Here is a 25,658-nt window from a genome sequence, read left to right as displayed (position 1 = left end):
TTACATACACGCGATCGCCGGAAGGCGGTGGGGCGCCGCTGCGTTGAGCCTTTCCACGATCTGGGCGTCGCGAATATAGCCGGCGCTGCGCAGGGCATTCGCGTGTCCGGCAGCCCCGGCCCAATCAGCCAGTGGAACGCCGGACAGCGCATTCGCGCACAGTGAAATGGTCTCACACTGAAGGCGGCCCCACAGATGATTGGTGCGCGCGTAGAAGCCAGTCGCCTTGGCGAGCGCGGCCTGGACTGAGTTGACTTCCGCGAGGTCAAGATGCACGGCGGCCTCAAGCAAATGCGTGTGGCCCAGCCAGCCGTCGAGATTGTCACGTGCGAGCCGTTCGCGAACAGGTTCGAGTTCCGCCAATGCTTCGCGGGTGCGTCCTTCGAGTCGCAATTGGTCGATCATGGTCACCCGCAGATAGCTCAGATATCGAGGCACATTGAGCTGCTCGCCCAGGGCGAGCCCCCTCTCCAACGCTCGCCTCGAACGCTTGACGTCTCCGTTGATTCGATAGAGGTCGCTGGCCTTGCGGAGGATTCGAACCTTCAGCACGTCGTCCCGATTGCGCCATGCTCGCTTGATGGCCTCGGCAAGCCACGGGCGCGCATCCTCAACGACGCCACGCGCCGCACCCAGGTTCCCGCCAAGCAGGAACAGCAGTTCGTCAAACGCGCGTTGGTGGCGCGCGGGGTCCAGGCGGGCCCAGAAGCCCTCAGCTTCCTGCCAGACGGCCTCGATGGGCACGAACATCATGGAATGGTGCATCCGGCGCACGTTGGCGAAGGCCAACTCGTCGCTGAGCGTTGGATCACCACCGCCCGCCGCGATCTGCTCCTGGAGCATCTCGACGGAGCGCTGGTACTGACCGACCAGATGCGTGACATCCGCATAAGCCGTCAACACGGAGCTTGGCCAGTTGCGCATCTGCACGACCTCGCCGATCGTGTCCAGCGTTGCGAGAACTGGGCCTGTCGCCGCTCTCTGCTGCAATAGCGCAATGGCCCGCGATCCGGTGGATTCCAGCCACGTCCTGGCTGCCAATGGATCCTTCAGCTCACTTAGCTGGCGCGCGCACTCCTGGAACGGCGCCACGATCTCATGATCAGCGCTGCCGGGGCGTGCCTTTGTAAGGCGTTCGGTGAAATGCGCCACCGCGAAGCCTCGTACTTCGCGTGTAGTCGCGACGTCCGTGTTTTCGAGCAGGCTGCGCCGCATGAGTTCATGGATCGTCCAGGCGTGGCCGTGTGGCTTGACGAAAGAAAAGCGCTGATGTGCCTGAATCTGATCGTCGTTGAGCCCGATGTTGAAGTGCCGCACGGCCGCCCGGGCGTACTGGTCGTCGTACGAGGCAAGCGGCGCAAGGCGCTTTAGGAAGGCAAGCTCTTGCGAACTCAGACTCCTGGCGAAGCGCTCAAACAGCGCCGGCCTGGACTCCGGCCAGCGCGAAGGTGCACACCCACCTTCCTGTGCGAGCATGTCAAGGCACAGATCCAGATAATAGGGATGCCCCAAGGCCGTTGCCGAGATCTGTTTGATCGTGCCGGGATCGCTGATACCGGCAGACCTGAGAAACTGCTCAACGTCATCCTCGGACAACTGTTCGAGACCAAGCGTCCGCACCAGACCTTTCCATTCCTCTGAATAGTTTTCCCACAACAGTTGCTCGCGCCCGGCGATGACGACCAGGCAGTTCTGCATCGACTCGACAAGTCGGCGCAGCCAATGGTCACGGACAAACCGCTCCTTGTCGTCGGTGTGGTTGTTCCAAAGTGCTTCGTACGTGTCGACGAACAGCACCAGCGGCTCAAGCGGCTGCTTACGCGTGTTCAAGTCGAAGGCAAGGAACTCGGGCAGCACTTCATCGATCTGCCGCTCAGACATCGAGCGCGTTGCTTTGAGGGCTTCCTTGGCTTCGTCGGGAATGGTGAGGCTGTCAATGCGCCGATGGATCTGCTCAACAAGGCCCTTGATGGCGCCAACAATCCCGAATCCGTCTATTGCGGCGATGACGTCGCCGACGACACCCGCTTCTTCAAGGAATGGGAGCTCACGCTTCTTGATCTCGATATCAGGATTGCGCATCGCAAAGTGGAGCGCGTACGCGATATCGAATGCCTGAAAGCGCAAACCTCTGGCGCCCTTGACGCTCTGGCGAATCCTCAGCAGCGCGTGATGAGGCTGGCGGACGGAGCTGTCGTCGAAGTCCACCGACACGACGGCCGCATCGGGATGCGCCTGCCGGAAAACAGATTCGAGTTCACTGAGCAGTCGCGACTTGCCGACGCCGCCGACGCCATAGAACTGCAGGACCCGTGCTCGCGTCGGACCTGATCGGGCTGCGTCCGCTATGGCGTAGACAGCTGCTCTGAAGACGTCCTGCGGCTCGTCGCGGTCTGTGAAATCCGCTCGCTTGCGAGGCTTGAGAAAGGAGAACGGGAACGAGGAAATGGGCAGCTCCCTGTTGTAACCAACCATGCTAGTGGATACGTTGTGCCGCCATCCTGGCGGACTTCTGCGGCGGCCGCCGACCCTGACGCGCGGCGGTCACTTTGGCGGCCCCTTCGGCCGCCAGTGCCGGTTGCCTCATCATCAATGTTGTGGGCGAACGGCCAGCCTTGCGTCAAGCGGTAGCTAGCAGGTGCCGCGACCAAAAGTCGCCGCGTCGATGGCGCCGATATTCGGTTGCGAAACTTGACCGGCAGCAAACAGGCTCATCCAGTCACCCCCGGCCCCAGCAACCACCACGCCCTGAATCCGCACACGCGCCAGAACCGACCTGTTTCGGCTGTAACACGACCCGCGCCGCGCGTAGCAACCGCGCCATGAGCCGCGCCGAGAGTGAAGGCACCGGATCTCGTATCCCTTGCCTGCGAAGGAGCTCACATGAACAACCCCTCCGACACCCTGGCTGCCACCGCCGCGATGGTGAGCACGGTCAACAGCTCGCATGCGCCGGGCCTGCGCCCGGTCGTCGACCACGACACCGCCACCGCGGCGCTGCGTGAAGCGCAGGTCGAGCTCTATTGCGGCCATGACGCCGCGGCGATGACGGCCCTTCGCGAGGCGCGCCGGGCGCTGTCGGGCCTGCCCAGCGAGGCCGCGGCGCTCGCCACGATGGAGTCGGCCGCCTGGCACATCCGCCGCCACGAATCGCGCGAAGCACAGCGCGACATGGCGCTCGCCCACCAACTGCTCGCCTGAGGGCCACACCACGGCCCCGGCCATTCGTTCATCCCTGACTGGAGAACCTCATGCGCACCTTGACCTCACGTCTTCTGGGTTCGACCCTGGTCGCGCTGGCTGCCGCCGCTGCTGGCGGCGCCTGGGCCGACCCGCTGCCACCGATGCACCACCAAGGCAGCGTGCAGTACCTGTCCGGCGGCATCGGCAAGGATGAAGCCCGCGCTGTGCAGGCGGCCGCGCCAGCCTGGCCCGCCGTGCTGGAGTTCGTTGCCCATGACCCTCAGGCCAAGGCCGACGAGTTCCTCGCGAACGTATCGGTCCAGGTGCGCGATGCGCATCAGCACACCGTGCTGGCCACCGTGAGCGAGGGCCCGTTCGTGCTGGCCAAGCTGGCGCCGGGGCGCTATGAAGTGCAGGCGACGGTTGAGGGGCGCACCCTGACCCGGGCCATCACCGTCCCTGCGCAGGGTTCCAGCCGCGAGGTGTTCGTGTGGACGGGCCGCAGCGCCCGGCCGCTGGCTTGAGCGTGGCCGCTCAGGGCGCGGCCCGGTAGCAGCGCTGCAAGGCGGCCACGTCGTAGAAGCGACTGCCCGGGCGCAGCCGGGCACCCTCGCAGGCCGGCTTGAAGTCGGCCTGCGCCTCGTTGACCAGCATGCGCACCAGGCGCCGCCCTTGCGGGCCCTGCCAGACGTCCCACTGCACATTGGCCGCCATCGGAATCACGCGCTCGGTGCGCCACGGGTGCGTGGCCGCGTCGTAAGGCTGGCTGGCCGGCAGCGGCTGATGCACCCCCGCCACGCCGATGGCCGAGACCAGCGGCGCCACGATCTCCGCATGGCTGAAACGCAGCACCGCGCCCTGCCCGGTGGCGAGGCGGTCGAGCATGTCGTCGAGCAGTTGGGTGGCCATGTCGTAGGTCACGGGCGCCGTCTCCTGCAGGCCCGGGCCCTTGCGGTAGAAGTCTTCGGCGTCGTCGGCCGCCATGAACACCGCGGCCACCTCCTCGGGCACGAAAGACTCCGCTTCACCGCCCAGCTCCAGCCGCAAGCCGGCCATCGCGCCGCGCACGTCCATGACCTCGCGCGCCGCCTCCAGCGGGTCAGCCAGACGATCCACGAACCCGGGCTGGTACAGGCCGAGCAGCAAACGCCGGGCCGCCTGCGGCAGGCGCGGGTCAGCGTCGATGCGGCGCTGCAGCTCGGCCAGCCGCGGGCTGCGCAACCAGGCCTGGTAAGCCAGGCTGCGCTGCAGCGTGGCCTGGCGCGCGGGCGTGTCGGCCGTGTCGCGGCGAGCGTCGAGCCGGTGGAAATAGAGCAGAAAGCGGTCTGCCCCCCAGCTGGCCGGCACTTGCGCCTGCGGTGCCTCACGCTGCAGCGCGGCGACGAAGCTGCGTGAGCTGTCCACCGCGCGGTCCACGCCCGAGCTGAGCACGCTCACCGGCGTCGAGCCCGCAAACAGCGCGGGCAGCCGCGCCACCAGGCGCTGCGCCAGCTGCTTTTGCTCCACCACGCCGAGCTGGCTGAGGTTGCCATAGCCGAGCTGCCGCTGGGCCGCAATGAAGCGCTGCAGCGCGGCACCGAAGCGCACACCGAGCGGCGTCAACGCGCCGGCCGCCTCGGCCTCGCGCCAGCGCTTGAGCGCGGCTTCATCCGGGCCGGGCTTGGTCAGGCCCCGGCTGCCGTGCCGCGCCACGAGCTGCACCGCCACCGGCGTATAGCCCGCGGGTGCGGCTTCGTAGCGGTCGGCGCTCTGTTGCGGTGCATAGGGCGTCTTCGAGCCCAGCTCACTGCTGGCTTGAACCGCCGAGCCCGTCAGCAGTGCAAGGGCGGCCAGCCACAGGGGCAGGCGCCGGCGAGTCATGTCATCGGGGATTCGCATTGGCTTCCTACGCTGCGCGGTTTTGTGCATCTGACCGAAAGCCTAGCCATGTTCCGTGACAGTCCGTCATTCCCACTGACCGCGCTCGCCGTCGCGATGCTGGCCCTGCCCGCCCAGGCGCAGCAGTTGCCAACCGAGAAGGTGGAAGGCGTGGTGGTGTCCGGCCAGGCGTCGAGCCTGCGCAAGTCCCTGAAGATGCAGGCCCAGGCGGACAACATCGTCAGCGCCGTGGTGGCCGACGACATCGGCGCCCTGCCCGATGTGAATGCCGCCGAAGCCCTGGCCCGCCTGCCTGGCGTGGCCGTGCAGCGCGACCAGGGCGAAGGCCGGTACGTGGTCGTGCGCGGCCTCGGGCCGGACATGAACACCGTCACCATCAACGGCTCGCTGGTGCCGTCGCCCGAGGCCAGCCGCCGCGGCGTGAGCATGGACGTGCTGCCCTCGGGGCTGATCCGCTCGCTGGAGGTCATCAAGTCGCTCACGCCCGACATGGATGCCAACTCGCTGGGTGGCACGGTCGATGTGAAAACCCTGTCGGCCTTCGACCTGCCGCGCAGCCTGCTGAGCGTGGGCGCGTCGGCCAGCCGCGACTCGCTGTCACGCCAGACCAGCCCCGCCGCCAGCCTGCTGGGCGCGACACGGCTGATGGACGGCACCCTCGGCATCGCTGCCGCGCTGAACGTGGACCGCCGCAAGTTTGGCTCCGAAGACGTCGAGACCGATGGCGCCTGGAGCGCGGGCAAGCTCACCGGTGTGGAGCTTCGCCACTACCGCCCCAACCGCGACCGCGCTGCCTTCGCCGCCAATGTCGACTACAAGCCCTCCGCCGAGCAGAGCTACTCGCTGCATCTGCTGCTGGCCCGCTTCAGCGACGACGAGGAACGCGACCGGCTGACGATCAGCAACATCACCGGCGGCTCGGTGGCCGAAGGCGCCACCGCCACCGTGCGGGCGGAGCGCCGGCTGCGCGCCCGCAAGTACACCCGCGAGATTGGCTCGCTGGTGCTGGGCACCGAGCAGGACCTCGGCGACTGGCTGCTGGAAGCCAACCTGGGCCTGGGCCGCGGCACCGAGCGCACGCCCGAGCAGCTCAACGATGCGCGCTTTCGCCAGAACAACGTGGCCGGCGTGTCGTTCACCGACACGGTCAAGCCGCTGGTCACCGGCCCGGCGGCGCTCTACGACGCGAGCAAATACAACCTCAACAGCTTCACGCTGCAAAAGCGCAAGAGCGATGACGATGAACACAATGGCCGCGTGGACCTGAGCCGCAGCTTTGCGCTGGCCGACGGCATGAAGGCCAGCGTGAAGTTCGGCGCCAAGCTGAGCCGGCGCGAGAAGCGCAACGACACCGACCAGTGGTCCTACAGCAGCAGCTCGGCCACCAGCCCCAACTACTGGGGCACCGGCCCGACCACGCTGGCGAGCTTCGTCACGGGCAGCGCGCTCGACTTCTCGATGGGCACCATGGGCCCGGCCATGGATTCAGCGGCCATCCGCGCGCGCCTGGCCGCCCTGCCACGCGACGCGGCCAAGGTGGCGGGCGCCTCGGCGCTGGCCGACTACACGCTCCACGAGAACATCGATGCCGGCTATGCGCAGGCCAGCCTGGACCTGAGCCCGGCCTGGAACGTGCTGGCCGGCGTGCGGGTGGAGCGCACCCGGTTCGACGCGGCCGGCTTCCAGAGCTCGGTGGCCGGTGCGCTGTCGCCCACCCAGTTCGCGAAGGGCTACAGCCACTGGCTGCCGGGCCTGCACACCCGCTACAAGCTCGACCGCGACACCAGCCTGCGCGCGGCCTGGACCAACACCGTGGTGCGTCCCAACTTCGACCAGCTCTCACCGGCCGTCACGCTCGCCAGCACGACGGAAGCTTCGCTCGGCAACCCGGCGCTCAACCCGATGCGGGCGCACAACCTGGACGTGGGCGTGGAACAGCTGCTGGGCAACGACGGGGCGGTGTCAGCCTACGTCTTCCACAAGGACATCAAGGACTTCACCTACGCCACCAACCTCGCCGGCACTGGCCCGTGGACGGGCTACACCAGCGTGACCGGCTATGCCAATGGCCCCAAGGCGCGGGTGCAGGGGCTGGAGCTGTCGTGGCAACAGCCGCTGCGCATGCTGCCGGGCTGGATGAGCGGTTTCATCGTCGGCGCCAACGCCGCCTTCACGCATTCGACCGCGGACGTCAGCCGCTACGACACCGCCAGCCAAGCGAATCTTGTGCGCAGCAGCCGCATGCCGGGGCAGTCGGACACCACCGTCAACCTGATGCTGGGCTACGAAGCCGGACCGCTGAGCACGCGGCTGGCGGTCAACCACAAGTCCAAATACCTGCTGCAGTTCGGCAGCGACGTGACCAATCCGGCGCAGGACCAGATCGTCGCGGCCCAGCGCCAGGTGGACCTGTCGGTGGCGTACAAGATCACGCCGTCGGTGCAGCTCACCTTCGAAGGCGTGAACCTCAACAACGAGCACTACTACACCTACGTGGGCGTGCCCCAGTTGAACTACCAGTACGAGCAGTACGGCCGCACCTACAAGGTGGGCGTGAAGGTGGCGCTCTTCTAAGCCCCGGAGGCCGGCCGGGCCACCTGCGCGTACACGCAGGTGTCGCGCGGCCGGCCGTCCACGCCGAGGCTGTCGCAGCGCAGCACGCCTTCAAGCGCGAAGCCGCAACGCTCGGCCACTGCGCGGCTGCGGGTGTTGCGCGTGTCGCAGCGGATTTCCACCCGACGCGCATCCAGCGGGCCGAAGGCCAGCATGGTCAGCAGGCGCACCGCTTCAGTCACATGCCCCTGGCCTGCGGCCTCGGGGCGGATCCAGTACCCGACCTCGAACTTGCGCACGGCCCAGTCGATGCGGTGCAGGCCGGTGCCGCCCAGCATCCGGCCCGCACTGCCGTCGGGCCGCCGCGCGTAGATCTGGAAGCACAGGTCGCGCCGGGCGATGAAGTCGGCCTGCATGCGCCGCACCACCAGCTCGGCGCTCTCGGCGCTGGGCGCGTCCTGCGCCCAGGGCATCCAGGGGCGCAGGTGGGCCAGCGACTGCGTGATGACGACCGCCATCTCCGCGCCCAGCCCGGCGCGGGGCGCGAGCAGCACGGTCCGCTCGCCGTCCAGGCGCTCGGGGATGTCGAGCAGCAGCGGATCGAGGCTCATGCCGTCGCCACTTCGACAGGCTTGGGCAGCTCGCGCACGCCGCGAATGACCGGATGCCGCCAGGCCACCGCCGCCAACAGGCAGGCTCCGACGCCCGCAAAAGCCAGCGCGGCCCGCAGCCCTACATGCTCACCCAGCCAACCCCCGATGAGGGCGCCCGGCCCGGCCGGCAGCAGGATGAGCCAGCGCATGGTGCTCGTCATGCGGCCCAGCATGGGCGCCGGCGTGACGGCCTGGCGCAGCGACAGGAAGTTGATGAAGATCAGCACCGCCCCCACGCCGAAGGCGAACAGCATCACGCCGAAGCTGGCGACGCCGAACTGACCGGCCGGCACCAGCGCCAGCTGCAGCCAGCCCACGCCGCAGGCGGCATAGCCCAGCACCAGACAGGGCCCGGGGCCGATGCGGCGGCTGATGCGATGGCCAAAGATGCTGGCCAGCACCGTGCCGGCGCCGAGGGCAACATACGACAGACCCACGGTCTGCGGGCTCAGGTGCAGCTCGCGCGTGGCGAACAGGATCTGCACCACCAGCGCCGCGTTGTGGAAGAGCTGCCAGGTGCCGGTGGCCGTGGCCAGGCTCACGAGCAGCTTGCGCTCGCGCACGAAGCGCAGGCCGGCCTTGAGCTCCTGCCAGAAGTGCTGATCGCGCCGCTCGGCCAGCGTCTCCTTGACCTGCACACCGCGCAGGATGGCTGCAGACACCAGCAGCAGCAGCGCGTCGACCGCCAGTGCCAGCGGCGCCCCCAGCAGCTTGATGAGCGCCCCGGCCAGCCCAGGCCCGGCGACTTCCGCGCCCGACGAGGCGAGCGCGTTCTTGGCATGCGCCTCCACCAGCCGCTCGCGCGGCACGACCTGCGTCAGCACGATCTGCGCCGCACTGCCGGCCACCGTGTAGACGCAGCCCAGCACGAAGCCGACCACGTAGAGCCAGCCCATGCCCAGCCAGCCCATCCAGGCGGCCAGCGGCACCGTGGCCACGGCCACCGCCAGCAGGCTCTCACCCGCGATGTAGACCGGCAGCTTGCGCACGCGGTCCAACAGCACGCCGGCCGGCAGCGAGAACAGCACGAAGGGCAGGATCTCCATGGCCTGCAGCAGGCCCATCTGCGTGGGGCTGGCATTGAGCAGCACCGCCGCGGTGAGCGGCAGAGCCAGCATGGTGATCTGGCCGCCGAGCGACGAGATCAGGATGGACGACCACAGCCGCCGGTAGACGGCGTCACGCAGCAGGTCGCCGGGGGCGAGGGTGAAGTACTGGATCAGGCGAGACCACATGGTTTGGCTCTACTCAAGACGACTCGACACGCGGGCTGTCGCCCGCGCAGCAGGGATACGACACACGCCGTGCGGCGCGGTCAGTCGAGGTCGAGGAGCTTGGTCATGCGCCGCATGCTAGCAGCGCGGGCACGCGGCGTCGCGTGCCGGCGGTCACGGTTTGAGGATGACCAGCTCGGTGTAGCCGGTGGCGGCATCCGGCTCGCGCGTCAGGCTGCCAGGCTGAAGCGGTGCGATCAACAACTCGGCCGTCGTGAGCACCTCGCAACCCGCGCAGACATGCCCACCCGTCACCCGCCCTTGCGCATCGGACACGCTGGCATGCAGATGCACGCCGGCCGGCGTCAGGCTGCCGCTGAGGGTCAGGATCTCCAGCGGGCCGTCCAGGTGCGTGGGCCCGGGCGCACCGGCCAGGCGAAGCTCGGCATGACGCAGGCTGCCAATGCCCGCGACGACGAAGCCTGTGCGCCCCGCGAGCGTCAGGCGCAGGTCGTCGCCCGGCAACAGCCGCATCGGCTCGAACATCACCAGCCCACCGCCGCGCCATCCCGGCGCGGGTCGCTCGCGGCCACATAGCCGTCCACCGCCGGGTCGCCCTGGCGCCAGATGAACTGCCCGGCGCCGAAGTCCTGGTAGCTGTCGTGGATGTCGCCAATCTCATGCCCACGAGCGCGCAGGGCCTCGATGGTGGCCGCGGGCATGTGCGGTTCGATGTTGATCGACAGGCCCTCGTTGAAACGCCAGCGCGGGGCGTCACAAGCCGCCTGCGGGTTCTGCCCGTAGCAGAGCATGCGCACGAGCGTTTGCATGTGGCCCTGCGGCTGCATATTGCCGCCCATCACGCCGAAGCTCATGACCGGCGCCCCGTCCTTCGTCAGGAACGCGGGGATGATGGTGTGGAACGGGCGCTTGCCTGGAGCGACTTGATTCGGATGGCCTGGCTCCAGCGTGAAGCAGTGCCCACGGTTCTGCAGGCTCACACCGTACCCGGGCAGCACGAGGCCGGAGCCGAAGCCCATGTAGTTGCTCTGGATGAAGCTGACCATCATGCCGCGCTCGTCTGCCGCGGTCAGGTAGATGGTGCCGCCCTTGACGGGGTTGCCGGCCCCGAAGACCTGGGCGCGCGCCGGGTCGATGAGGCGGGCGCGCTCGGCCAGGTAGCCGTCATCCAGCAACTGGGCCGCGCTTACCGTCATGGCGGCAGGCTCGGCCACGAAACGGTAGACGTCGGCGAAGGCGAGCTTCATCGCCTCGATCATCAGGTGCTGGGCCTCAGGGCTGTCCACCGCATGGTCGGTCACGCGGCAGTGCGACAGCAGGCCCAGCGCCATCTGCGCCGCGATGCCCTGGCCATTCGGCGGAATCTCATGCAGGGTGTGGCCGGCAAAGTCCTTGGCCAGTGGCGTGACCCATTCGGGCCGGTAGCCGGCAAGGTCGGCTTCGGTCAGCGCGCCGCCAGTCTCGCGCGCAAAGCGGGCGAGTGCAGCCGCAATCTCGCCGCGGTAGAAGGCTTCGCCGCGGGTCTCGGCGATCAGCTTGAGGCTGCGTGCGGCGTCGGCGAAGGTGAAGCGCTCGCCCACCGCCGGCGCCCGGCCGTGCGGCAGGAAAGCCTGGGCGAAACCGGGCTGCGAGGTGATCTCGTCCAGGGCGGCCGCCATCGCCCACTTGCCCTGCACGATGGGCGGCACCGCATAGCCGCGCTCCGCGACCTCGATGGCCGGCTGCATCAGTTCAGCAAACGGCAGCCGGCCGAAGCGCTCGCTCAAGGCCATCCAGCCGCCCACCGCGCCGGGCACCGTGACCGAACCCCAGCCGCGCCGGGGCATGACCTGACCCTGGAAGTACGCGGGCGTCCAGGCGGCTGGTGCCGGGCCCGAGGCATTGAGGCCGTGCAACTGCTGGCCATCCCACAAGATGCAGAAGGCATCGGACCCGAGACCGTTGCTGCAGGGCTCCACCAGCGTCATGCAGGCGGCTGCGGCGATGGCCGCGTCGACGGCATTGCCACCGGCCTGCATCACCCGCAACCCGGCCTGGGCCGCCAGGGGGTGCGAGGTCGACACGATGTTGCGCGCGAAGAGCGGGCTGCGGCGGCTCGGGTAGCCGGCCGTCCAGTCGAAGCGATGGGGCGTGTTCATGCGCCTGATTCTGCCGTTGTAAGGCTTTGCAACGGGGTCAACGGGGCATGCAAAGGCGTCGTTGTGGACACAAGCTTTGCGCGAAGCCGATCGAAACCCGAAACCACCCTGGAGCCCTCAAGATGAACACGCTGAAGACCACCCTCGCTACCGCCCTCATCACGCTCGCCTCGGGCGTGGCCCTGGCGCAAAGCCCGACCCCGGCCACCACCACGGCCGCTCCCGCCGCGAAGGCCACGGTTGTCGCCCAGGCCGCCACGCCGGCCGCAACGCCCTCGACCACCGCGGCACCGGCCCCGGCCGTGAAGGCAGCGCACGCAGCCGCCACCGCCACGGCCGCCGCCCCGGCTGAAGCCGCCAGCGCTGCCAAGCATGCCGGCAAGAAGCATCACGCCAAGAAGCACGCCGAAGCCAAGACGGGCGAGGCTGCGCCTGCCGCCACCCCGGCCAAGACCGAGACCAAGACGCAGTAAGCGCCACAGCGCTCCGCGCAGGCCGCAGACCTTCACAGGCTGCGGCCTTTTTCATGGCCCTCTTGAGCCCGCCGCGCCGGCACGGCATTCAGCGAGCTGACTGCCCACAACATTGAGGGTGGCACCATGCGGCCGCCTTGTTAGCGTTCGGTTCAGCGGCTGGCATCACCAGCCGCCCTCCCACCCCGGGCCGGGGTGGCCCAGCCTGTGTGGCGCATGCCTTGGAGGGTGCCGTGCCGATCGAACGGGTTTTGGTCAAGCGGATGCTGGCCTTGGCGGCTGCCCTGGCCTTGCCGTGGCTGCCGGTCTCGACGGCGGCGCAAGCACCATCCGCGCCCGTCCCGCTGGTGCAGGACGGCCAACCGGTGGACTGGTGGTTCGTCTTCAAGTTCAACGCCAAGTCCTTCCCGCAATGCCCGGCGGGCGCGCAGATGCAGTGCCCCTTCGGCGCCACGGCACAGAACTACCCGCGCGGGCAGACCTTCGTGTTTGCCAGCAACACCCAGCCCCAGCTGGCCATGGGCAGCACCTGTGTGGGCGAGACGGGCGCCGACCCGCTGGGCGCCACCTTTGGCGACATCGTCCATGGCAAGCGCTTTTACGTGGTCTGGAACGACCAGTTCTACGGCGACCCCGAGCTGCCCGGCTGCAGCGACTCGTGCTCGGCGCCGTGGGGTCACGCCAAGGGCGTGCTGGCCTGGGACGCCAGCGGCAGTGGCGTGCTCATCCAGGTCACCACGCCCTCATGGCCGGGGGCCGGGCGGCTCTCGCCGGCACGTTCGAGCGGCAACACGCTGGGCTGCATTCCCCGCCCCGACAACGTCCTCGTCAGCCAGTCGTTCTTCTCCGTCAAGCTGACCGCTGCGGACGTGCTGCAGGTGCTGCGGGCGCTGGCCAATGCCAGCGTCGTGACGGCCCCGGGCAACGCCCAGCTCGTGAACAACGGCGGCCCTCAGGACATCCAGGACGCCGTCAAGGCGCTGGGCATCAAGTCCAAGAGCACCCAGGTCCTCAAGGCGCAGCTCTCTTCAGGCGTGATCCTGCTGTCCAAACCGTCCAAGTTGCTGGTGCCGCCCTGGCAGCTCGTGTCGTCGCAGCTGGACGGCGTGTCGCTTCGCGTCGCGACCTGGTGGGCCAACCCGGCAATCCCCTCGACCCGTGCCAACACGCCCATCGATTGCTGGGACGCCAGCCTGCCCAAGCCCGGCGCCGTGCAGATCGCGACCTCCGGCAGCTGGAAAGGCACAGGCTTCGGGCTCAAGGGCGGCGCCGGGCCCGACTTCAACCACGCCAAGGTCGGCGTGTCCACGTCAGGGGCCCGTCACTTCGTCATCTTCGGAGACATGAACCAGCAGGGCTCGCTGTCCACGCCCAAGTGCGGCAGCAGCCAGAACGGCAGGGGCGGCCTGTTCTTCATCCTGGACAACGAGCCGCTGTGGAGAAGCGTGACCGAGCTGCTCGACGGCAAGAGCGCGCCCCTCGCGGGTCAATGAACGGCGCCATGGCGGCGCAAGGGAGGTCCTGTGTCCAAGTCATTTACCGGCGCGGCGATGCTGTCGCTGATCGCGATCCCGGTCGTCGGCTGGTGGGGCGTCACCGCGCACAGTGAGCGCGCCGCCTGGCTGGGCATCGCTCTGCTGATGACCCTCTTCGTGGCCATCAGCGGCAAGTCCATCATCGGGCGCTGGCCAGGCATCCTGGTCAATGAGCGCAACGTGATGAGCCTGGCGCGGTTCCAGATGACGGTGTGGACGCTCGTGCTGGTGTCAGCCTACCTGACGGCAGCGTTCTACAACATCTACATCGGCGTGGACGAGCCCCTGGCCATCGGCGTGCCGCAGGAACTGTGGCTCGCCCTGGGCATCAGCACCACCTCGCTGGTCGGAAGTCCTCTGGTGCTGGCGCAAAAGAAGAGCCAGGCCCCCGACCCCGCCGCGCTGGCTGCGACACGCGCTCAGCTGGTGCTGCTCGCCCAGCCCGGCGGTGACACGAACCAGGGGCGGCTGCTGGGCAACAGCCAACCGGACATGGCCGTCTGGAGCGACATGGTGACAGGCGACGAGACCAGCAACGGCGCCCATGTCGACCTGGCCAAGGTGCAGATGCTGTTCTTCACGATCGCGATCGTCGCGGCCTATGCCTTTGCGCTGTGGCGCACCTTCAAGTTTGCCCAGCCCGACGGCATCACCGACTTCCCGGCGCTGGACGACAGCACGATCGCATTGCTGGGCATCAGCCACGCGGGCTATCTGATGAACAAGGCCGTGCCGCGGCCCTGAAGCCGGCCGCCGCGAAGCCTTGGCGCTGCACACCCGGGGCCGAACCCGGGCCGGTTCACGGTCCCTCAGCGCAGCGCCGGCACCTCACGCAGCGCCTTCACCGCACCCGCGCCCATGGCTGCACCGAAGCGCTTGGCCAGCCGCTCGGCGACGTTGTCGCGCGGGGTGTAGTCGATGACGTCCTCGGCCTTGACCACCTCGCGGGCGACGTAGTCCAAATTGCCGAAATGGTCGGCCAGCCCCATCGCCACGGCCTGTTCGCCGTTCCAGAAGAGGCCGGAGAAGGTCTCCGAGGTTTCCTTCAGGCGCTTGCCACGGCCCTCGCGCACGACGGCGATGAACTGGGCGTGGATCTGGTCCAGCATGGCCTGTGCGTAGGCACGCTGCTTGGGCGAGACCGGGCTGAACGGGTCGAGCATGCCTTTGTTCTCGCCCGCGGTCAGCAGGCGGCGCTCGACACCCAGCTTGTCCATCAAGCCGGTGAAGCCGAAGCCGTCCATCAGCACCCCGATGGAGCCGACCACCGAGGCCTTGTCGACATAGATCTCGTCGGCCGCCGCCGCGATGTAGTACGCACCGGAGGCGCACATCTCCTCCACCACCGCATAGACCGGCTTGTCGTACTGCTTCTTCAGCCGGTTGATCTCGTCGTAGACGATGCCGGCCTGGACGGGGCTGCCGCCGGGTGAGTTGATGCGCAGCACGACCGCCTGCGCCCCATCGTCCTTGAAGGCGTCCTTGAGCGCGGCCAGCAGCAACTCGGCGCTCGCCTCGGTGTCCGCCGCGATCTCGCCGCGCACTTCCACCAGCGCCGTGTGCGGCGTGGTGCTGGGCGCGACATGCCGCCCCTGCATCCACAGGCTGTAGACCAGCGCGCCGGCCAGCAGCAACCAGAACAGACGGAACACCACCCGCCAGCGCCGCTCCGCGCGGCGTTCGCGCAGGAACTCGCGGGCCAGTTCGGCCAGCACGGGCTCATGGGCCGGCGCCACCACGGGCGGCACGCCGACGGGTTCTTGCATGGGAGGCGGCAGGTCGTCGCTGGGGGTGCTCATGGTTCAGTCTTCAAAGGCGGGTCGGGTGTCGCGCGTGGGGTGCCAGAACACCTCGCCCTCGCGCTCGGTCAGTTCGATCTTGGTCAGGCGGCCGCGGGTGCAGGGGCCCATCAGGCAGCGGCCGGTCAGCGGGTCATAGACGGCGCCGTGGATGCTGCACATGATGTAGCGCTTGTCGCCATCGAGGAACTCGCCTTCCTGCCAGTCCATCTCGGTGGGCACATGCGCGCAGCGGTTCAGGTAGGCCACGGCCTGCCCATCAAAGCGCAGCGCGAAGGCACGCACGGGCTCGCGCCACTGGATCACGTCAAAGCTCACGGCCTTGCCGCGCTCGGCCAGGTCCGCCGAGGCGCACAGCCGCTGGGGCGGCGGCAGTTCGGTGTCAGGCATGGGTGATCAGCCAGTCGTGCAGTTCGCGCGTGGAATGGGCGACGAAGAGCGGCTGGTGTTCCGCAAACGTCTCGTGGTCATGCGCGCCGAAGCTCACGCCGACACTGGCCACGCCGGCGTTGCTGGCCAGCAGCAGGTCGTGCGTGGTGTCCCCGATCATCAATGTGCGCTCGGGCTCCACACCGAACTCGCGCATCAGCTCCAGCAGCATCTGCGGATGGGGCTTGGAGCGGGTTTCGTCGGCGGTGCGGGTGGCGTCGAACATCTTCGTGAGCTCGGCATGGGCGAGCACCCGGTCCAGGCCCACGCGGTTCTTGCCCGTAGCCACAGCCAGCCAGTGATGCCGCGCCTTGAGGGCCTGCAGCATTTCCAGTGTGCCGTCGAACAGCGAAACGTCGTTCTCCGACGCGAGGTAGTGATGGCGGTAGCGCAGGCCCAGGTCGCCATAACGCTCGGGTGCCAGGCCGGGCACCACATGCTCCAGCGCGTCACGCAGGCCCAGGCCGATGACGTACTTGGCGCGCTCGAACTCGGGCTCGGGCAGGCCGATGTCCACCGCGGCGCGCTGGATGCTGCGGGCGATCAGGGCGGTGGAGTCGAACAGGGTGCCGTCCCAGTCGAAGGCGATGAGGTCGAAACGTTGGGGTCTCATGGGTGGGTCAGCTTCGCACAGTCAGGAGGCAGGGGGGCTTCCACGGTGATTTCTTCCCCGGTGGCCGGGTGGTTGAAACGCAGCCGGCGCGCATGCAGGAACATGCGGTCGAACTTGGCCGGCCCCCGCGCCAGCGCTCGGTTCTTCTCGAAGTCGCCGTACTTGGGGTCGCCCACGATGGGATGGCCCGCCTGCTGCAGGTGCACGCGGATCTGGTGCGTGCGGCCGGTCTTGATGGTCACGTCCAGCAGGCTGAACTCGGGTGTACGGCGCAACACTTTGACCAGGCTGATGGAACGCTTGGCCTCGGGCTCGTCGGCCTGGCCCGGGCGCACCCAGCGCTCACCATCGCTGCCGACGAACTTGACCAGCGGCACGTCGATGACCTTGAGCTTGTCCGGCCAATCGCCCCAGACAAGGGCGGCGTAGGTCTTGCCGGTTTCGCGGTCGCGGAGTTGGTCCTGCAGGTTCACCAGGGCGCTGCGCTTCTTGGCAATCATGAGCAGGCCCGAGGTTTCCTTGTCGAGCCGGTGCACCAGCTCCAGAAACTTGGCAGCGGGCCGCGCGCGGCGCAGTGCCTCGATGACGCCGTAGCTCACGCCCGAGCCGCCATGCACGGCCACGCCGGCCGGCTTGTCGATGACGAGCAGGTGCTCATCCTCAAAGATGACCGGAAACTCGCGAGCCGGCGCCTCGGGCACCGCTGCCTTTTCAGGCACGCGCACCGGCGGGATGCGCACTTCATCGCCCACTTCCAGCCGCGTATCGGCCTGCGCACGTCCCTTGTTGACCCGCACCTCGCCCGCGCGGATCACCCGGTAGACATGGGTCTTGGGCACGCCCTTGAGTTCGCGCAGCAGGAAGTTGTCCAGCCGCTGGCCGGCCGATCCTTCGTCCACGATGACGCGCCGAACCGAGGGTTTGTCCGTACTCACGGCGGTGGTCGACCCCGTGGCAGGGGCCGCAGGGCCTGCCCCTATAATCCTTTTCACCACGTTGCTGCCGTAAGTGTTTGATTTTTTTGATTTTAGCGGCGGTAACGGGGCGCTCGCGGGGCCCAGCCCCTGAGCACAACCAGGCGATGCAACGCATCCCGAGATTGGCAGGCGGTTTCCCCAAGTGAAACGGCGGTCGGTCGCGCGATGCGGCAGAGCGATGACACCCGGAACCCACCGGCGCCTCTTCAGAAGTCAACAAGCGAGAAGAGCGCCGGTTGCCAGAACAAGGTTTTCACGGTGCGAGAGCGCGCGGTCAGTTCAACGACCCGACCGCAAAAGCTCGCGCCAGCGTCCAGCAGTCCTCCGCGGATGAGCACTTCCCTCCCCTACCCGCTGCGCCCTGCCGCACGACCCCAGCCAGAAGCTGCGGTGGTCGTCCGGCCCGGCGCCCTTGCATGCGGCCAGGTCGAGGCGGCGCTTTCCTGCGGCATGACGGCCCGGTCGCATGCGCCAACGCCGCTCGACGTCTGACCTGCGTCAGAAACCCGAGCGGTCCAGGGCACTCCTTCCACGGTTCCACGCCGTCGCTCGTGCGTCTTGAACGCCACCTCCGGGTGGCTTGACGTGGCGCGTGCCCGGCCCCAGGCCGGCATGCGCGAGGAGTGATGACATGAAACGCATGCTGATCAATGCGACGCAGCCGGAAGAGCGGCGCCTCGCGATCGTCGACGGCCAGAAGCTGCTCGACTTCGAGACCGAAATCGAAGGCCGGGAACAGCGCAAGGGCAACATCTACAAGGCGGTCGTGACGCGGGTCGAGCCTTCGCTCGAAGCCTGCTTCGTCGACTACGGCGAGGACCGCCACGGCTTCCTGCCGTTCAAGGAAATCTCGCGCCAGTTCTTCCGCGAGGGTGCCGACGTCAAGAACGCGACCATCAAGGACGCGATCAAGGAAGGCCAGGAGCTTCTCGTCCAGGTCGAGAAGGAAGAGCGCGGCAACAAGGGCGCGGCGCTGACCACCTTCATCAGCCTGGCCGGGCGCTACCTCGTGCTGATGCCCAACAACCCGCGCGGCGGTGGCGTGAGCCGCCGCATCGAGGGCGAAGACCGGGAAGAGCTGAAGGAAAACCTCGACCAGCTCGAGTACCCCAAGGGCATGAGCCTGATCGCCCGCACTGCCGGCATCGGCCGTTCCGCCGCCGAGCTGCAGTGGGACCTGAACTACATGCTCAAGCTCTGGACCGCCATCGACGAGGCGTCCAAGGGCGGCAAAGGTGCCTTCCTGATCTACCAGGAGTCGTCGCTGGTCATCCGCGCCATCCGCGACTACTTCACGTCGGACATCGGCGAGATCCTGATCGACACGGACGACCTGTTCGAGCAGGCCCACCAGTTCATGAACCACGTGATGCCCGACCAGGGCCATCGCGTGAAGCGCTACCGTGACGACGCGCCGCTGTTCAGCCGCTTCCAGATCGAGCACCAGATCGAGACGGCCCACAGCCGCACGGTGAACCTGCCCTCGGGCGGCGCCATCGTCATCGACCACACCGAAGCCCTGGTCTCGGTGGACGTCAACTCCGCCCGAGCCACGCGCGGCGGCGACATCGAAGAGACAGCCACCCGCACCAACCTCGAAGCGGCCGACGAAATCGCCCGCCAGATGCGCCTGCGCGACCTGGGCGGCCTGATCGTGGTGGACTTCATCGACATGGAGGAGTCCAAGAACCGCCGTGACGTGGAACAGCGCCTGCGCGACGCCCTGCGCAATGACCGCGCCCGCGTGCAGTTCGCCTCCATCAGCAAGTTCGGCCTGCTGGAGATGAGCCGCCAGCGCCTGCGCCCGGCGCTCAGCGAAGGCAACCACATCACCTGCCCGCGCTGCAACGGCACCGGCCACATCCGCGACACCGAAAGCTCGGCGCTGCAGATCCTGCGCATGGTCCAGGAAGAGGCCATGAAGGACAACACCGCCGCCGTGCATGTGCAGGTGCCGGTGGAGGTCACCTCGTTCCTGCTGAACGAGAAGCGCACCGAGATCACCAAGATCGAACTCAAGCAGCGCGTGACCGTGCTGCTGGTGCCCAACAAGCACCTGGAGACGCCCAACTACAAGCTGGAGCGTCTGCGCCACGATGACCCGCGCCTGGAGAACCTGCAGGCCAGCTACACGATGATCGAGGAGCCGGACGACGAGGTGGGCATCACCCGCCGCGGCGACACGGAAAAGAAGAACAAGCAGGAACCCGTCATCAAGGGCATCCTGCCGGAACAGCCGGCCCCGATGCCGGCCCCCGCGCCCGCCCCGGTGGCGGCCCCGGCTCCCGTGGTGGCCCCGCCGCCGCCGGCACCGGCGCCGGCCCCCGAATCCAAGGGCTTCTTCGGCTGGATCAAGAGCCTGTTCGGCGGCGCGCCGGCACCGGCACCCGCCCCGGCTGTCGAGGCGCCCGCCACGACGCCGGCCACCACCGACAAGCCCAAGCGCGAGGGGGGCCGTGACGGTCGCCGCGACGGCCGCCGCGGTGAGCGTGGCGAACGCGGTGAGCGCAACGAGCAGCGCGGCCAGGGTGGCCGCCGCGATGGCAAGCCCGGTGAAGGCCGTGGTGATCGCGCCGAGCGTGGTGAGCGCAACAAGCGCGCCGAAGGCACCGACAAGCCTGAGCAGCAGCAACAGCCGCGCGCCGAGCGCGGTGAGCGTGGCGAGCGCGGCGATCGTCCGGAGCGCGGTGAACGCGCAGAACGAGGCGAGCGTGGTGAGCGTGGTGAGCGCCGCCCGCGCGGTGAGCGCCAGGAGCGCCCGCCGGTCGAGGCCGCAGCCGCAGTGCCGACGGCCGCACTGAGCGACGACCTCGCCGCCGTGCATGACGCGCCGCCCGCCTTTGTCGACAGCCAGGCCGAAGGCGCGCTGCCGCCGACCGGTGATGTGCCGGCCGGCGAAGAACGCCAGGGCCGCGGCCGCCGCCGCCGCCGTGGTGGCCGCGACCGTGACGACCAAGCCGTGAGCACCGACACGCCGGCCGATAGCGCTGACGCGCCGGCCACGGACGCGGCGGTCGACGCCGGCGCCGATGCTGCCGCACCCGCTGAAGGTGACGACACCGCCGAAGGCCCGGCCCGCGAAGGACGCCGCCGCGGTGGCCGTGGTCGCAACCGCAACCGCCGTGAAGAAGGCGCTGCGGAAGCATCCACCGAGGCGTCCACTGACGCTGAGGCGCCGGCCCCGACCGATGCCGCCGCACCCGCCCCGGTTCAAGCCTCGCTGATCGAGGAGGCCATGGCTGCCGCTGCACCGGCACCGGTCGCTGCCTCGGTGGCCGCGCCGGTGGCCGCGCCTGCTCCGGCGCCCGCGCCCGTCATCCAGGCCTTCACGCTGCCGATCGACGACCTGCAGGCCATTGCGGCCGGCGCAGGCCTGCAGTGGGTCAACTCCGATGCCGACAAGATCGCCGCCGCCCAGGCCGCGATTGCCGCCGAGCCAGCACTCGCACCGCTGGGCCGCGAGCCGGCCCCGGTGGTCGTCATCGACGAGGGCCCGCTGGTGCTCGTCGAGACCCGCAAGGACCTGAGCCAGGTGAAGCTGCCTTTCGAGGCCTGACCCTGAACGGCTGACCCCGCCCCAACAAACGCCGCCGGCCACAAGCCGAGCGGCGTTTTCCATTCCCGAGCTTCACCGAGGCTGACCCATGACCGCCACGACCGCGACACCCGACGCATCCACCGCACCGGCCCGGATGCCCGCCCAGATCCCCTACATCATCGGCAACGAAGGTTGCGAGCGCTTCAGCTTCTACGGCATGCGCAACATCCTGACCGTCTTCCTGATGACGAGCCTGCTGATGTCCGTGCCGGAGGAGCTGCGCAAGGGCGAGGCCAAGGCCGTGTTCCACACCTTCGTGATCGGTGTGTACTTCTTCCCGCTGCTGGGCGGCTGGCTGTCGGACCGCTTCTTCGGCAAGTACAACACCATCTTCTGGCTGAGCCTGCTGTACTGCTGCGGCCATGCCTGCCTGGCGATCTTCGAGAACAACCTCCGGGGCTTTTACTTCGGCCTGTTCCTGATCTCGCTCGGCTCGGGCGGCATCAAGCCGCTGGTGACAAGTTTCGTGGGCGACCAGTTCGACAAGAGCAACCGGTCACTCGCGCAGAAGGTCTATGACGCCTTCTACTGGATCATCAACTTCGGCAGCTTCTTCGCATCCCTGCTGATGCCGGTGCTGCTCAAGCAGTTCGGCGCGAGCGTGGCCTTCGGCGTGCCGGGCGTGCTGATGGCGCTGGCCACGCTGATTTTCTGGAGCGGCCGCAAGACCTATGTGCACGTGCCCCCTCGCGGCGCCAATCCGCACAGCTTCCTGAAGGTGGTGTGGACCGCGCTGAAGGCCGGCGGCCTGGGCCTGGCCGTCGCGGCGCTCGGCGTCCTTGGCGCGGTGGTCAGCCTGAGCCAGATCGGCAGCCTCGGCTTCGTGGCGGCGGTGTGCCTGGCCCTGGTGTTGGTCATGGGCTTCGGCGGCGTGGGCGCGTCGCTGCAACTCGACCGAGCCCGCGGCGTGCATCCCGACGAAGCCGTCGACGGCGTGCGCGCCGTGCTGCGTGTGCTGGTGCTGTTTGCGCTGGTCACGCCGTTCTGGTCGCTGTTCGATCAGAAGGCCTCGACCTGGGTGCTGCAAGCCGACCAGATGGCCAAGCCCGAATGGTTCCAGTCGTCCATGATGCAGGCGCTGAACCCGGCGCTGGTGATGATCCTCATCCCGTTCAACAACCTGGTGCTGTACCCGCTGCTGGAGCGCGCCGGTGTGAAGGTGACGGCCCTGCGCCGCATGGGCGCCGGCATCGCGCTGGCGGGCGCCGCCTGGATCGTGGCCGGCATGCTGCAGCTGTGGCTGGACGCGGGCGACACGGTCAGCATCGTCTGGCAGATGCTGCCGTATGCGCTGCTGACGCTGGGCGAGGTGCTGGTGTCGGCCACCGGCCTGGAGTTCGCCTACAGCCAGGCACCGCTGGCCATGAAGGGCACCATCATGAGCTTTTGGAACCTGTCGGTGACGGTGGGCAACCTGTGGGTGCTGCTGTCCAACGTCAGCGTGAAGAGCCCCACGGCCCTGGCAGCCATCCAGTCGACCGGCTACAGCGAGACGGCCTGCCTGATGTTCTTCTTCGCCGGCTTTGCCTTGGTGGCCGCGCTGCTGTTCGCGCTGGCAGCACGCCGCTACCCGCTGCAGGACAACTACCGCGGCTGACGCGTTCATCGGTGGCAGGCTTCGCGCGCGACTGATTTCACGCCCGCGCGGCGCCGAGGGTGAAATTCCCCCTTCGCGAGGATGCGCCCTCCCTGCTGGCGGCTCTAGGATGCGGCCCGGCTGCCCGACCGGGCTGCATTTTTTCTTGGTCGCCGGATGCAGAATCGCCCGTATATCGATCCGACTTCGGCGGCTGCCGAAGCCCTTGGCCCCAAGCCGCCCGCAGAGCCCCCTGCGGCCTGGCAGCAGGCCTCGAACCGCCCGCGCCCCAAGCCAGGCCGGGTCGCGCCCCGACCCGTCGTCAAGTCGAGCCACGGCTACTTCAAGGCCCATTGGCTGGGCGAGCACAGTCTGCCGCGCAGCTACTGGCTGAACAACTTCCTGGTGGCCACACCACTGGCCATGGCCCTGACCGGGCTGATGAGCTGGATCAGCGTCAAGGGTGATTCGCTGCAGATCAGCGCCATCGTGGTGCTGATCGGCTTTCCGCTGCTGATCGCGCTGAATGTGTGGTGTCTGGTGGGCGCCTGGCGGTCGGCGCGCAACTACCTGCAGGAGCGCGGCTCGGCGCTGTGGGGCTGGCTGGCCCGCATCAGCCTGGTGCTGGGCACGGCGCAGCTGGCGGCATCGGTGCTGTTCGGCTTCCTGCCGAGCCTGGGCGAGTACGCGCAGATGGCCCGCGGCATCGATCCCATCGGCCAGGCCAAGTTCACGCTGTCCCCGGACGGCCGCAGCCTGCGGCTGGAGGGCGTGATCGGCATGGGCGACGGCGAACGCCTGCGCAGCCTGCTGGCCAGCGAGGCCGCCCAGGGCCTGAAGCGCGTGGAGCTGGTTTCCCCCGGCGGCCGCGTCCGCGAGGCCGAGCGCATGGCCGAGGCGCTGAAGGCGCGACACCAGGGCGCGCGCGCCGTGGGCACCTGCGCCAGCGCCTGCACGCTGGTGTTCCTGGCGGGCAGCCCGCGCCATCTGTCCCCCGAGGGCCAGCTGGGTTTTCATCGCGCCTCCACCGGCACCTACAACCCGGTCTTCGAGGAACTGGCGAACCAGGAGTTGGCCAAGACCTATCGCCGGCTCGGCCTGCCGGAGTCCATGATCGACAAGACGCTGAACACGCCATCGCGCAGCATGTGGTACGTGCCGCGTGAGGAGCTGCAGCGCTATGAGCTCATCGCCCCCTCGCCCCGCACGCTGGCCATTGCGTTGCCGGCAGCCGGCGCTCCGCTGCCCGACTACGAGGATGCCTTGCGCGTGCATCCGGTCTGGGCGGCGCTGGACAAGCGCACGCCCGGCCTGATCGACACGCTGGCACAGCGCATGGTGGCCGCCCGGGCGGCCGGCGGCGACGACGACACCGTGCAGGCCACCGTCTGGTCGCCGCTGGCGACGCAGATGCCCGGCATCATCCAGGGCACCGATGGCGTGCTGCGGCGGCGTTATGTCCAGCTGGTGTCAGACCAGCTGAAGACCCTGCGCACACCCGCGCAACCCGGCACTCGCCCGGGCTGCCGCGATCTCCTCGACGGCCGGGTGGCCGTGCGCGGCCAGCTCCCCCTGGAGCTGCAGGCACGGGAGGCCAGCTGGCTGCTGGACGTGGCCAACAGTGCGCCGCCACGCTGGCTGCCCAAGCCACCGACACCGATCGAGGTCGAAGTGCTCGACCGCTCGGTGGGTTCGGCAGCCATGGGCATGTTGTCGCGCCTGTGGGTCGATGCGCCCGACGCACCGGCCGCCGCTGCCGGCGCCTCCTGCGATCCCGTCATCGCGCTGCTGGACCGCCTGCCGAAGCAGACACCGGCCCGGCGCGAGCTGGCGGACCGCCTGCTCTTTCACGCGCGCTGACCGGCCGGCCCCCGCGCCCGGGCGGGAAAATCACCCGCGCGTTGCATACGCTTTCCTGATGCACCAGCGCCTAGGATGACCGCCAGTCGCCAAACCGGCGACGTCGCTTCCAGGAGCTGTTCCGTGACCACCCTGCCCTTCCTGCGCCCCACTCTGCTGGGCGCCCTCCTCGGCCTGCAGATCGCTGCGCAGGCCGCACCCACGGCACCCGCCGAGGTCCGCTTCGACACGACGCCGCGCGCTGGCATGCACCAGCGCCAGACGATGGACATGAAGTCCACGATGAGCATGCGGGTCGAGGCCGGGCCGGACGCCACCGAAGAGCAGCGCGCCAAGATCGCCCAGAAGGCCGGCCAGATGGCCGATGCCAGCAACATCAAGATGACGATGCGGCTGCAGCACACCACGCAGGTGGGCCAGCCCGACGTGGACGGCTGGTTGCCGCTGACCTTCACCTCGGGCAACCGGTCGGTCAGCATGGAAGTCGGCGGCAAGGCCATCCCGGTGCCGAACGCAGGCAATGCAGACATGCGCATGACCGCGCGCTTCGACCCGCGCAGCTTCGACATCGAGGTGCAGACGGCCGAGGGCGGCCCGCCGGGGTTCGGCGCACTGATGACGGCGCAAGGCAAGTCCATGCTGAACGACGCCTTCAAGCTGCAGAAGGCTCTGGCCCAGCGCACCTTGAAGGTGGGCGACAGCGTGGACGTGCCGCTCAGCATGAACCTGCCCGTGCCCCTGCCCGGCGCCGCGGGCGGCCTGCAGGGCCAGGTGCACTACACCCTCGTCAAGGTGACGGGTGGCGTGGCGTACTTCGACCTGAACCTGACGATGGACATCCAGATGAACACGCCGCTGCCGACGCCGCCCGAGGCCGCCGCCAGCGACGCGGCATCGGATGCCTCGGCCGCTGCCTCCGCCCCCGAGGCCACGCCGCCGCGCATGCTGCGCATGGTCATGAAGGGCAGCGGCAAGGGCACGAGCACGCTGCGCCTGGCCGACCAGCTGCCGCTGTCCACCCAACTTGCGATGAACATGCAGATGACGGTCGACGGCCCTGACAACAGCCGCATGCTGATGGACATGGTGATGGACACGACGTCCAAGGGCGAGAACCTGGCCAGGAAGCCGGCAGCTGCGCCCAAGAAGAAGAACTGA

General features: G+C 68.5%; 20 protein-coding genes. 10 read left to right on the top strand and 10 right to left on the bottom strand.

From position 1 onward, the window contains the following. Positions 1-2,475 carry a hypothetical protein gene (locus tag CDO81_RS13050; RefSeq protein WP_088483661.1) on the bottom strand — a complete coding sequence of 825 codons (2,475 nt, stop codon included), beginning with the start codon at positions 2,473-2,475 and terminating at the stop codon, positions 1-3. Positions 2,476-2,883: 408 nt separating this feature from the next. Here CDO81_RS13050 and CDO81_RS13045 point away from each other — a divergent pair, with 408 nt between their 5' ends. Together CDO81_RS13045 and CDO81_RS13040 are read left to right on the top strand one after the other, a co-directional pair. Beyond that, positions 2,884-3,201 carry a hypothetical protein gene (locus CDO81_RS13045; protein WP_088483660.1) on the top strand — a complete coding sequence of 106 codons (318 nt, stop codon included), beginning with the start codon at positions 2,884-2,886 and terminating at the stop codon, positions 3,199-3,201. 50 nt (positions 3,202-3,251) lie between these two features. Continuing rightward, positions 3,252-3,707 (top strand): carboxypeptidase-like regulatory domain-containing protein, encoded by a 456-nt coding sequence (locus CDO81_RS13040; protein WP_088483659.1) that lies wholly within the window; start codon positions 3,252-3,254, stop codon positions 3,705-3,707. A gap of 10 nt (positions 3,708-3,717) precedes the next feature. On the opposite strand, the gene CDO81_RS13035 is transcribed toward CDO81_RS13040, so the two are convergent. Then, a complete protein-coding gene (locus CDO81_RS13035; protein ID WP_158218264.1) occupies positions 3,718-5,043 on the bottom strand; it encodes a histidine-type phosphatase in 1,326 nt (441 codons plus the stop codon). 66 nt (positions 5,044-5,109) lie between these two features. Between CDO81_RS13035 and CDO81_RS13030 the strand changes: the two genes are divergently transcribed. Next, positions 5,110-7,635: a TonB-dependent receptor gene (locus tag CDO81_RS13030; RefSeq protein WP_088483657.1), complete on the top strand. Its 2,526-nt coding sequence runs from the start codon at positions 5,110-5,112 to the stop codon at positions 7,633-7,635. Here CDO81_RS13030 and CDO81_RS13025 read toward each other — a convergent pair. From CDO81_RS13025 to CDO81_RS13010, 4 genes are all read right to left on the bottom strand, one after another. Then, positions 7,632-8,225: a GNAT family N-acetyltransferase gene (locus CDO81_RS13025; protein WP_088483656.1), complete on the bottom strand. Its 594-nt coding sequence runs from the start codon at positions 8,223-8,225 to the stop codon at positions 7,632-7,634. The two genes, CDO81_RS13030 and CDO81_RS13025, sit on opposite strands and share 4 nt — an antisense overlap. Then, entirely contained in the window at positions 8,222-9,502 is a 1,281-nt protein-coding gene (locus CDO81_RS13020) for an MFS transporter (protein WP_088483655.1), read from the bottom strand. The genes CDO81_RS13025 and CDO81_RS13020 overlap by 4 nt, the downstream gene beginning before the upstream one ends. Positions 9,503-9,655: 153 nt before the next feature. Next, positions 9,656-10,030: a PPC domain-containing DNA-binding protein gene (locus tag CDO81_RS13015; protein WP_420917029.1), complete on the bottom strand. Its 375-nt coding sequence runs from the start codon at positions 10,028-10,030 to the stop codon at positions 9,656-9,658. Beyond that, complete coding sequence (locus tag CDO81_RS13010; protein WP_088483653.1) at positions 10,027-11,640, bottom strand: gamma-glutamyltransferase family protein; 1,614 nt, start codon at positions 11,638-11,640, stop codon at positions 10,027-10,029. The genes CDO81_RS13015 and CDO81_RS13010 overlap by 4 nt, the downstream gene beginning before the upstream one ends. Before the next feature lie 122 nt (positions 11,641-11,762). Here CDO81_RS13010 and CDO81_RS13005 point away from each other — a divergent pair, with 122 nt between their 5' ends. The 3 genes from CDO81_RS13005 to CDO81_RS12995 all read left to right on the top strand — a co-directional run bounded on the left by CDO81_RS13005 (position 11,763) and on the right by CDO81_RS12995 (position 14,392). Then, a complete protein-coding gene (locus CDO81_RS13005; RefSeq protein WP_088483652.1) occupies positions 11,763-12,113 on the top strand; it encodes a hypothetical protein in 351 nt (116 codons plus the stop codon). Between the two features lie 233 nt (positions 12,114-12,346). Further along, a complete protein-coding gene (locus tag CDO81_RS13000; protein WP_144397232.1) occupies positions 12,347-13,606 on the top strand; it encodes a deoxyribonuclease II family protein in 1,260 nt (419 codons plus the stop codon). A 30-nt stretch (positions 13,607-13,636) separates the two neighbouring features. Next, positions 13,637-14,392, top strand: coding sequence for a hypothetical protein (locus tag CDO81_RS12995; protein WP_144397231.1), 756 nt, complete (start codon positions 13,637-13,639; stop codon positions 14,390-14,392). A gap of 65 nt (positions 14,393-14,457) precedes the next feature. Here the strand turns inward: CDO81_RS12995 and CDO81_RS12990 are convergent, their stop codons facing one another. From CDO81_RS12990 to CDO81_RS12975, 4 genes are read right to left on the bottom strand one after another with little or no spacing between them, the layout of a single operon-like run. Continuing rightward, positions 14,458-15,447: a S49 family peptidase gene (locus CDO81_RS12990; RefSeq protein WP_088483649.1), complete on the bottom strand. Its 990-nt coding sequence runs from the start codon at positions 15,445-15,447 to the stop codon at positions 14,458-14,460. A gap of 3 nt (positions 15,448-15,450) precedes the next feature. Continuing rightward, on the bottom strand, positions 15,451-15,837 hold the full coding sequence (locus CDO81_RS12985; RefSeq protein WP_088483648.1) for a Rieske (2Fe-2S) protein: 387 nt from the start codon (positions 15,835-15,837) through the stop codon (positions 15,451-15,453). Further along, the gene (locus CDO81_RS12980; RefSeq protein WP_088483647.1) at positions 15,830-16,489 is read right to left on the bottom strand and encodes an HAD family hydrolase; all 660 of its coding nucleotides are present in this window, start codon (positions 16,487-16,489) and stop codon (positions 15,830-15,832) included. Before CDO81_RS12980 ends, CDO81_RS12985 begins: the two co-directional genes overlap by 8 nt. After that, positions 16,486-17,424 carry an RluA family pseudouridine synthase gene (locus tag CDO81_RS12975; RefSeq protein WP_088483646.1) on the bottom strand — a complete coding sequence of 313 codons (939 nt, stop codon included), beginning with the start codon at positions 17,422-17,424 and terminating at the stop codon, positions 16,486-16,488. Before CDO81_RS12975 ends, CDO81_RS12980 begins: the two co-directional genes overlap by 4 nt. Positions 17,425-18,097: 673 nt before the next feature. Between CDO81_RS12975 and CDO81_RS12970 the strand changes: the two genes are divergently transcribed. From CDO81_RS12970 to CDO81_RS12955, 4 genes are all read left to right on the top strand, one after another. Further along, positions 18,098-21,022: an Rne/Rng family ribonuclease gene (locus CDO81_RS12970; RefSeq protein WP_088483645.1), complete on the top strand. Its 2,925-nt coding sequence runs from the start codon at positions 18,098-18,100 to the stop codon at positions 21,020-21,022. 88 nt (positions 21,023-21,110) lie between these two features. Continuing rightward, positions 21,111-22,661: a POT-type proton-dependent oligopeptide transporter gene (locus tag CDO81_RS12965; RefSeq protein ID WP_088483644.1), complete on the top strand. Its 1,551-nt coding sequence runs from the start codon at positions 21,111-21,113 to the stop codon at positions 22,659-22,661. Between the two features lie 156 nt (positions 22,662-22,817). Continuing rightward, complete coding sequence (locus CDO81_RS12960; protein ID WP_088483643.1) at positions 22,818-24,500, top strand: COG3904 family protein; 1,683 nt, start codon at positions 22,818-22,820, stop codon at positions 24,498-24,500. Between the two features lie 123 nt (positions 24,501-24,623). Further along, positions 24,624-25,658 (top strand): hypothetical protein, encoded by a 1,035-nt coding sequence (locus tag CDO81_RS12955; RefSeq protein ID WP_088483642.1) that lies wholly within the window; start codon positions 24,624-24,626, stop codon positions 25,656-25,658.

It is taken from the genome of Roseateles puraquae (assembly GCF_002205845.1).
GTDB classification, from domain to species: domain Bacteria; phylum Pseudomonadota; class Gammaproteobacteria; order Burkholderiales; family Burkholderiaceae_C; genus Pelomonas; species Pelomonas puraquae.
The sequence above is the reverse complement of the archived record's forward strand: the minus strand, read 5'-3'. Positions and strand labels throughout refer to the sequence as shown.

What these genes read in the sequence shown, in the direction of transcription:
- CDO81_RS13030 (WP_088483657.1), top strand. Translation starts at nt 5,110, where the DNA reads ATGTTCCGTGACAGTCCGTCATTCCCACTGACCGCGCTCGCCGTCGCG.
- CDO81_RS13050 (WP_088483661.1), bottom strand. Translation starts at nt 2,475, where the DNA reads ATGGTTGGTTACAACAGGGAGCTGCCCATTTCCTCGTTCCCGTTCTCC.
- CDO81_RS13040 (WP_088483659.1), top strand. Translation starts at nt 3,252, where the DNA reads ATGCGCACCTTGACCTCACGTCTTCTGGGTTCGACCCTGGTCGCGCTG.
- CDO81_RS13020 (WP_088483655.1), bottom strand. Translation starts at nt 9,502, where the DNA reads ATGTGGTCTCGCCTGATCCAGTACTTCACCCTCGCCCCCGGCGACCTG.
- CDO81_RS12990 (WP_088483649.1), bottom strand. Translation starts at nt 15,447, where the DNA reads ATGAGCACCCCCAGCGACGACCTGCCGCCTCCCATGCAAGAACCCGTC.
- CDO81_RS13035 (WP_158218264.1), bottom strand. Translation starts at nt 5,043, where the DNA reads ATGACTCGCCGGCGCCTGCCCCTGTGGCTGGCCGCCCTTGCACTGCTG.
- CDO81_RS12985 (WP_088483648.1), bottom strand. Translation starts at nt 15,837, where the DNA reads ATGCCTGACACCGAACTGCCGCCGCCCCAGCGGCTGTGCGCCTCGGCG.
- CDO81_RS12965 (WP_088483644.1), top strand. Translation starts at nt 21,111, where the DNA reads ATGACCGCCACGACCGCGACACCCGACGCATCCACCGCACCGGCCCGG.
- CDO81_RS12980 (WP_088483647.1), bottom strand. Translation starts at nt 16,489, where the DNA reads ATGAGACCCCAACGTTTCGACCTCATCGCCTTCGACTGGGACGGCACC.
- CDO81_RS13025 (WP_088483656.1), bottom strand. Translation starts at nt 8,225, where the DNA reads ATGAGCCTCGATCCGCTGCTGCTCGACATCCCCGAGCGCCTGGACGGC.
- CDO81_RS12970 (WP_088483645.1), top strand. Translation starts at nt 18,098, where the DNA reads ATGAAACGCATGCTGATCAATGCGACGCAGCCGGAAGAGCGGCGCCTC.
- CDO81_RS12960 (WP_088483643.1), top strand. Translation starts at nt 22,818, where the DNA reads ATGCAGAATCGCCCGTATATCGATCCGACTTCGGCGGCTGCCGAAGCC.
- CDO81_RS13010 (WP_088483653.1), bottom strand. Translation starts at nt 11,640, where the DNA reads ATGAACACGCCCCATCGCTTCGACTGGACGGCCGGCTACCCGAGCCGC.
- CDO81_RS13045 (WP_088483660.1), top strand. Translation starts at nt 2,884, where the DNA reads ATGAACAACCCCTCCGACACCCTGGCTGCCACCGCCGCGATGGTGAGC.
- CDO81_RS13005 (WP_088483652.1), top strand. Translation starts at nt 11,763, where the DNA reads ATGAACACGCTGAAGACCACCCTCGCTACCGCCCTCATCACGCTCGCC.